Raw genomic sequence first — 7609 nt, 5'->3', positions numbered from 1 at the left:
AATAGCAAGAGTGAACCACCTGATCCCTTCCCGAACTCAGAAGTGAAACCTCTTTGCGCTGATGGTAGTGTGGGGTTACCCATGTGAGAGTAAGTCATCGCCAGCTCATTATTCCAAACACCCCCAACTTAACAGTTGGGGGTGTTTTTTTGTGCGCGGGATTTATAGTAAAATTAAATATAGTAAAAATAATATTCTGAATTTACTCAAAACACCCCTTAGCGAAATCGTTAATGGGTATTTTTTGTTCTTGTAAATCAAATATTTGAGAATTATTAATTTGGGAAATATAAGAATTTGAAAGCCAGTTCGTATGTTTTTTGGTAAAACTGTGTTATAAAAATTAAAACGGCATAAAAATTGCTTATAGAACAAGATTTTTAATTAAGGGGGTTATAATGAGATTATCAGTGGGCTTAAAAATTGCGAACTCGCTGTCATTAACTCCACAATTGCAGCAAGCAATTCGGCTATTACAATTATCGAGTCTGGAACTGGAACAAGAAGTTCAACTGCAACTTGATAGTAACCCTCTATTAGAAAAAGTTGAAGAACAGATTACTCTTGAACGCTTATCGACACTTGAATCAAATAATGAACACAAAGACCTAACTAATGAGCTCAATGCGGATCACCTTCCCGATGACCTACCTGTAGATACCGATTGGGATGATGTCTATACTCATCAACCTACCAGCTTAGGTGCGGCTGAATTCGAAGAGCGCGAAGACAATCGTCAAGGGCATCAGAGCTTACAGGAATATATGCTTGAGCAAATTAACCTGTTAAATTTTTCACAGCTTGATAAATTGATCGCTTATTGCATTGTCGATTCCCTGGATGACAAAGGCTTTTTAGATGCTGAGCTGACTGAAATTACTGCATCGGTACAACATCTTCTATCTTCGATGGGGAGTGAGGAGGAAATTGAAGATGATGAAGTTGCGGTCGTATTAAAGCATATTCAGCGTTTAGATCCGGTGGGTGTAGGGTCTAGAAGTTTGGCAGAATGTCTGTTGGTTCAGCTTGATCATTTACCTGCCTCAACGCCTTACCGAAATGATGCAATCAAGCTTCTACAACATTATGAATTACTGATTAGTAATGAACTTCCTAAACTGATTAAACAAACCGGGCTAAATCCAGAGCAGTTACGCTGTGCGGTAGATTTATTAAAAACTCTGAAACCTCACCCGGGCTTGGAATTTGAAAATAAAGAATCGGATTATCAGGTGCCAGATGTTGTGGTCATGAAAAAGAATAACGCTTGGCATGTCAATTTAAATCCGGATGTACTGCCAAAATTACGCGTCAATCCTTTCTATGCCAAAATGATTCGTCGTGCAGATCAAAGTGACGATAATCAATATTTACGTAACCAGATGCTAGAAGCAAAAAATTTCATTAAAAGCGTTGATGAGCGGCATAAAACATTATTAAAAGTGGCAACCTGTATTGTCGAACATCAGAAAATGTTCTTGGAAATTGGCGCTGAAGGGATGAAACCTTTGGTTTTAAGAGATATTGCCGAAGAAGTAGAATTGCATGAATCGACCGTATCGCGTGTGACCACCAATAAATATATGCTGACACCGCGTGGTTTATTTGAATTAAAATATTTCTTCTCGAGTCATGTGGGTACGACTTCAGGTGGAGAGGCTTCATCTACTGCCATTCGTGCCAAGATCAAAAAACTGGTTTCTGAAGAAAATGCCCGTAAGCCTTTGTCTGATAATGCAATCGCCAATATATTGAAAAATGAAGGGATTGATGTGGCAAGACGGACGGTGGCGAAATATCGTGAATCGTTACATATTCCTTCATCTTCTGAGCGAAAGGTCTTGATCTAAAATTTAAAATCTGGCTATTCTAAAGATTCATTATGACAGCATAATGAATCTTTTTTCTTTTGAGGAACAGTGAAAATGATTTGAATCAGTGCTTAAAATACGATTTTTGAGTTATAAGTTGCTGTATTTAAATTATTTTATATTGTGACTCTTCTAATCCTAACGAAGGTGAGGGATAGAACTATGCAAATAACAATTCGTGGACATCATTTATCTATTACGCCAGCAATTGAAGAACGTATAAAAACCAAATTTTCACAAATGACCAAGCATCTTGATCAGGTGAATAGTATGCAAGTGAAACTCTCTAAAGATCATCAAATTGATAAACGCTCCAGAAAAGGCAGTAGTAATCATATCGCAGAAGCGATTATCCGATTGCCGGGCATCGAGTTTTTTGCCCATGCCACAGCAGATGATATGTATACTTCCATTAAACTTCTGACAGAAAAATTAAAACGCCAGATCGATCGATATCGGGAAATACATTTACAGCAGCATGCTTTGGCTTTGTAAAGGACAAATGATGAAAAAGAGGTTTTAAAAGCCTCTTTTTTTTATATATATAATGTATGGATCCATGAATTATTTTTGCTATTTATAGTAAAATGGCTCGTTTTACACCCTTAGTCCTATAAGAGGTCTTGTGATGAATAATGAACAGCTCGCTGAAATTTTAGAAGCCGCTTTTCCCGAGGCGGATGTTGCTGTGAGTGGTCAGGGCGGAAAATTTGATCTCCGTATTGTGGATGATCAATTTGAAGGTAAGCGTCCAGTTGCACGTCAACAAGCTGTTTATGCTCCTCTCAATGCCCATATTGCCAGTGGTGCAGTTCACGCAGTGACAATTCGAGCAATGACAAAAGAAGAATGGCGCAAAGCAAGCTTATTTGGAGCTTAATAAATTAATGGATAAATTTTTAATTCAGGGCGGTATCAAGCTCGAAGGTGAAGTGCGTATTTCTGGTGCTAAGAATGCCGCGCTTCCATTATTAGCAGCAATGATTCTTGCCGATACGCCAATTACGCTCAAAAATGTTCCTGATCTGAAAGATGTGAATACATTGGTGAAGCTAATTGCCGGTCTTGGGATCACCATGACTTATGAAGGTGATACCGTTACTGCGGATACCTCGACATTAGATAACCAGTTTGCACCATATGAGCTCGTGAAAACCATGCGTGCTTCTATTTTAGTGCTTGGCCCTTTATTGGCGCGCTATGGCAGTGCAAAAGTGTCTTTGCCGGGTGGTTGTGCAATTGGTTCACGTCCTGTTGATCAGCATTTAAAAGCGTTGGAAGCTTTGGGTGCAGAGATTGAAGTTGAAGCAGGCTATGTGCATGCCAAAGTCGATGGCCGTCTTAAAGGTGGCGAAGTCGTTTTCGATATGGTGACTGTCGGTGGTACAGAAAATATTCTGATGGCTGCAGTCTTGGCCGATGGTGTGACCACAATTCGCAATGCAGCACGTGAGCCTGAAATCACTGATCTTGCGCAAATGCTGATCAAGATGGGGGCCAAAATTGAAGGTTTGGATACCGATACGTTAATCGTGACTGGTGTTGAAAGTCTGCATGGCTGTGAATATGCAGTGGTGGCTGACCGGATTGAAACGGGTTCATATCTGGCGGCGGCTGCAATCACAGGTGGTCGTATCAAAACCACACACACAGATCCATCCCTCATGGAAGCTGTGCTGGATAAATTTGAAGAAATGGGCGCAGAAGTCACTCGTGGCGACGACTGGATTGAGTTAGATATGCTGGGTAAACGTCCGAAAGCCGTAAGCTTCCAGACCTTGCCACATCCAGAATTTCCAACTGATATGCAAGCCCAGATCATGGCTGTAAATGCCATTGCTGCAGGCTTTGCGACAATTTCAGAAACGATTTTTGAAAACCGTTTTATGCATGTTCCTGAGTTGGCCCGTATGGGGGCAAACATTCAGGTCGAAGGTAATGATGCTGTCGTAACTGGGGTAGAAAAACTTTCTGCCGCACCCGTAATGGCAACAGATTTACGTGCTTCTTTCTCTTTGGTACTGGCAGCACTTGCCGCTGAAGGTGAAACACTGATTGACCGTATTTATCACATTGACCGCGGTTATGAAAATGTAGAAGCAAAGTTACAAAGTTTAGGTGCCCAAATTAAGCGAGTAAATTAATGAGCGATATGAGAAACGATGATCCAAACTTTGACGTAATGGGCAATTTTGATCATGGTTTAACTTTGGCATTAAGTAAGGGTCGTATCTTAAAAGAAACATTGCCACTGCTTGAAACAGCAGGGATTAATTTACTGGAAGATCCGGATAAATCACGTAAACTGATTTTCCCCACTACGCATAAACAGGTTCGTATTTTAATTTTACGTGCTTCTGATGTGCCGACTTATGTAGAAAATGGTGCAGCCGATATTGGTGTAGCGGGTAAAGATGTATTGATGGAACATGGTGCGCAAAATGTCTATGAACCATTAGACCTGAAAATTGCGGTTTGTAAATTGATGACAGCTGGTAAAGTCGGGATGCAGCGTCCTAAAGGTCGTTTGAAAATTGCGACCAAGTACGTGAATTTAACCCGGCAATACTATGCCAGCTTGGGTGAGCAAGTCGATGTGATCAAGTTGTATGGTTCAATGGAACTTGCACCATTGGTCGGTCTGGGCGATTACATTGTCGATGTGGTCGATACTGGTAATACCTTACGTGCCAATGGTTTAGAGCCACTTGAAGAAATCTGTAAAGTCTCTTCACGTTTAATCGTCAATAAAGCCAGCTTCAAACGTAAGCAAGCCTTGTTAAATCCGATTCTGGCTCAGCTTGAAAAAGCAGTCGAAGAACGCGAAAAGGCAAAACAGGCTTAAAATTGATTGCTTAAGAAACCGCCCAATCCGGGCGGTTTCTTATTTCTCTATATATCAGATTCTATTTAAATCCTTTCATCAATTTTACCCAAAGCTATTTTCAATAAAACTCATAGAGCTAGAGCACTATGTCTGCCGACAAAAGCCTAGAAAACAGGTAAACTAAAGCCTTCGAATTCAAACCTGATGGGTAAATTGATGCGACGTTTATCGACCCAAGATCAAAACTTCAAGCAAGCATTTGCTGACTTGTTGGCTTTTGAGACTGTGAATGATCCTGAACTTTTAAAAACTGTAGATCAAATTATTGCTGATGTTCGTCAGCATGGTGATGCACATGTTCTTAAACTCACTCAACAGTTCGATCGACATCCGGCGCATCAATTTTCAGAGCTAGAACTGACACAAGAGCAGCTCAAAGCTGCCTTTGAAGGTTTAACGACTGAAGTTCGTGAAGCACTGGAATTAGCTGCAGCGCGTGTGCGTGAGTTTCACCAGGCCCAAAAACAAGATGGCTGGACTTATGTCGATGCTTTGGGGAATACGCTCGGTCAGAAAGTGACTCCACTGGATCGTGTCGGGATTTATGTGCCGGGTGGTCTGGCATCTTATCCATCCTCAGTACTGATGAATGCAGTGCCTGCACATGTGGCGGGTGTCCCTGAAATTATTATGGTGGTGCCTGCCCCGAATGGTGAACTCAATCCATTGGTATTGGCTGCTGCATATTTGGCTGGCGTAACACGTGTCTTTACGATTGGTGGTGCACAAGCCGTTGCAGCACTCGCATATGGTACAGAAACCGTACCACCTGTCGATAAAATTACTGGTCCAGGTAACCGGTTTGTGGCTGCAGCAAAACGTGCGGTGTTTGGTCAGGTCGGTATCGATATGATTGCAGGCCCTTCTGAGATTCTGGTCTATGCCGAAGGCGAGAATAACGCTGAATGGTTGGCGATGGACTTATTGTCACAGGCTGAACATGACACTGTGGCACAAGCCGTTTTCATTACACCAGATGAAGCACTTTTAAATGAAGTTGAAAAGTGGATTGAAAAACATTTAGAAGCTTTACCAAAAGCTGAGATCGCACGTACTTCAATTGAGAACCGCGGTGCTTTGGTATTGGTAAAAGACCGTGCTGAAGGTGCTGAGCTGATTAACCAAGTGGCGCCAGAACATCTCATGCTATGTTTAGATGAAGCACAAGAGATGGCAGAAGATATTCGCCATGCAGGCGCGATTTTCATGGGTCGTTACACCCCTGAAGCGATTGGTGATTATTGTGCCGGGCCAAACCATGTCTTGCCAACTTCAGGTACAGCACGTTTTTCATCACCGCTGGGGGTTTATGATTTCCAGAAGCGATCAAGCCTGATCATGTGTTCACAAGAGGGTGTTAAAACCTTGGCGAAAACAGCAGATATTTTGGCACAGCAGGAAAATCTGGATGCGCATGCGAGATCGGCGCGTTATCGTTACCAGTAATTAAAAATATAAAACCTCTCCCTAACTCTCTCCTACTAAGGAGAGGGGAAATATTATAAAGAATGAATATTCCTCTCTCTGAATGAGCTTTAAGCATTGTTTTAAAGTGAATGTAAGAGAGGTTAGGAGAGGGAACTTTGAGAATTTAAAAATGAATATCACCACAGAGCAAATGCGTTTTTGGAGTCCTGACGTACGTGAATTAGAACCGTATACGCCGGGTGAACAGCCAAAAATCCAGAATATTTTAAAACTGAATACCAATGAAAATCCGTATCCGCCATCGCCTAAAGTGGTTGCGGCAGTGCAGCAGGTATTGGCCAATTCAGCTGATGTGCTGCGTCTTTATCCTGACCCTGATGCATCTGAACTTAAACAGGCCATTGCGAAACAGCAACATGTGCCTGTAGAGACGGTTTTTGTCGGGAATGGTTCGGATGAAGTTTTAGCGCACATTTTTAAAGCATTCTTTGTTCAAGAACAGCCATTGCTTTATCCAGACATCACCTATAGTTTCTATCCGGTATATAGTCAGTTCTTTGGGGTAAAAACCAAAATTTTACCACTCAATGATGACTTTGAAATTGTGGTAGATGATTATAAACAAGCCAATGGCGGCATTATCATCACTAATCCGAATGCGCCAACCAGTATTGATCTTGGTTTGGTTGCGATTGAAGAAATTCTGCAAGCCAATCCAGATTCAGTGGTGGTGATTGATGAAGCCTATGTCGACTTTGGCGCTGAATCGGCAGTCAAGCTGGTTGAGAAATACGAAAACCTAGTGGTATGTCAAACTACATCGAAGTCGCGTTCTCTTGCAGGATTACGTGTGGGTTTTGCCATTGCTCAGCCACATTTAATTGCAGCACTTGAAGCAGTCAAAAATAGTTTCAACTCTTATCCGATGGATCGTTTTGCGATTGCGGCAGCGGTGGCTTCTTTTGAAGATCAGGAATACTTTGAGGCACAAAATCAGAAAGTCATTGCCAGTCGTGAAAAGTTGGTAGCTCAGCTGAATGAGCTTGGTTTTAAGGTATTACCTTCGAGTGCAAACTTTATTTTTGCCACATTCGTATCTAAAGATGCAGGTGAGCTCGCGAGTGAGTTACGTGAGCGTGGTATTATCGTGCGTTATTTCAACAAACCTCGTATTAATCAATTCTTGCGTATTACGATTGGTACAGATGAGCAAAATCAGCGTTTAGTAGATACGCTAAAAAATGAGATTTTGTGTAATTAAAATCCTTTCTAGCCTCCCGTTTTAAAGGGAGGCATTCTGTAGTGGTCAACAAATATTGGACACAGTTTTAAGTTTTTGTTCAACTGCAAAAGGGCTGATACCATTATTAAATTGATGTGGTCGTATCCGATTGTAGTATTCCATCAGATACAGCCCTATATC

Annotated in this window: 7 protein-coding genes and 1 rRNA gene; all 8 read left to right on the top strand. The window is 41.6% G+C overall.

From position 1 onward, the window contains the following. Positions 1-106 (top strand): 5S ribosomal RNA (gene rrf, locus FTU95_RS14375); the annotation flags it as partial. 292 nt (positions 107-398) lie between these two features. Next, positions 399-1850, top strand: coding sequence for an RNA polymerase factor sigma-54 (locus FTU95_RS14370; RefSeq protein ID WP_180001088.1), 1452 nt, complete (start codon positions 399-401; stop codon positions 1848-1850). Positions 1851-2033: 183 nt separating this feature from the next. Beyond that, positions 2034-2366 (top strand): ribosome hibernation-promoting factor, HPF/YfiA family, encoded by a 333-nt coding sequence (gene hpf / locus FTU95_RS14365; protein ID WP_005172527.1) that lies wholly within the window; start codon positions 2034-2036, stop codon positions 2364-2366. A gap of 133 nt (positions 2367-2499) precedes the next feature. Continuing rightward, complete coding sequence (ibaG, locus tag FTU95_RS14360; RefSeq protein ID WP_004730742.1) at positions 2500-2751, top strand: BolA family iron metabolism protein IbaG; 252 nt, start codon at positions 2500-2502, stop codon at positions 2749-2751. Between the two features lie 7 nt (positions 2752-2758). Next, positions 2759-4015 carry a UDP-N-acetylglucosamine 1-carboxyvinyltransferase gene (murA, locus tag FTU95_RS14355; protein ID WP_005172524.1) on the top strand — a complete coding sequence of 419 codons (1257 nt, stop codon included), beginning with the start codon at positions 2759-2761 and terminating at the stop codon, positions 4013-4015. Next, positions 4015-4716, top strand: a complete 702-nt coding sequence (gene hisG / locus FTU95_RS14350; RefSeq protein ID WP_004646025.1) for an ATP phosphoribosyltransferase — start codon at positions 4015-4017, stop codon at positions 4714-4716. The genes murA and hisG overlap by 1 nt, the downstream gene beginning before the upstream one ends. Before the next feature lie 186 nt (positions 4717-4902). Then, the gene (gene hisD, locus FTU95_RS14345) at positions 4903-6204 is read left to right on the top strand and encodes a histidinol dehydrogenase (protein ID WP_005172513.1); all 1302 of its coding nucleotides are present in this window, start codon (positions 4903-4905) and stop codon (positions 6202-6204) included. A gap of 151 nt (positions 6205-6355) precedes the next feature. Beyond that, entirely contained in the window at positions 6356-7447 is a 1092-nt protein-coding gene (hisC, locus tag FTU95_RS14340; RefSeq protein WP_005095854.1) for a histidinol-phosphate transaminase, read from the top strand. Positions 7448-7609: the final 162 nt, after the last annotated feature.

Origin of the sequence: Acinetobacter sp. YH12208 (assembly GCF_013418055.1) — a bacterium.
Classification (GTDB): Bacteria; Pseudomonadota; Gammaproteobacteria; order Pseudomonadales; family Moraxellaceae; genus Acinetobacter; species Acinetobacter pseudolwoffii.
Note: the sequence above shows the minus strand (reverse complement) of the source record. Positions and strands in the feature narration are given on the sequence as shown.

Excerpts from the sequence above, each read along its gene's own strand:
- FTU95_RS14370 (WP_180001088.1), top strand. The coding sequence starts at position 399 with ATGAGATTATCAGTGGGCTTAAAAATTGCGAACTCGCTGTCATTAACT.
- murA (WP_005172524.1), top strand. The coding sequence starts at position 2,759 with ATGGATAAATTTTTAATTCAGGGCGGTATCAAGCTCGAAGGTGAAGTG.
- hpf (WP_005172527.1), top strand. The coding sequence starts at position 2,034 with ATGCAAATAACAATTCGTGGACATCATTTATCTATTACGCCAGCAATT.
- hisG (WP_004646025.1), top strand. The coding sequence starts at position 4,015 with ATGAGCGATATGAGAAACGATGATCCAAACTTTGACGTAATGGGCAAT.
- hisC (WP_005095854.1), top strand. The coding sequence starts at position 6,356 with ATGAATATCACCACAGAGCAAATGCGTTTTTGGAGTCCTGACGTACGT.
- hisD (WP_005172513.1), top strand. The coding sequence starts at position 4,903 with ATGGGTAAATTGATGCGACGTTTATCGACCCAAGATCAAAACTTCAAG.
- ibaG (WP_004730742.1), top strand. The coding sequence starts at position 2,500 with ATGAATAATGAACAGCTCGCTGAAATTTTAGAAGCCGCTTTTCCCGAG.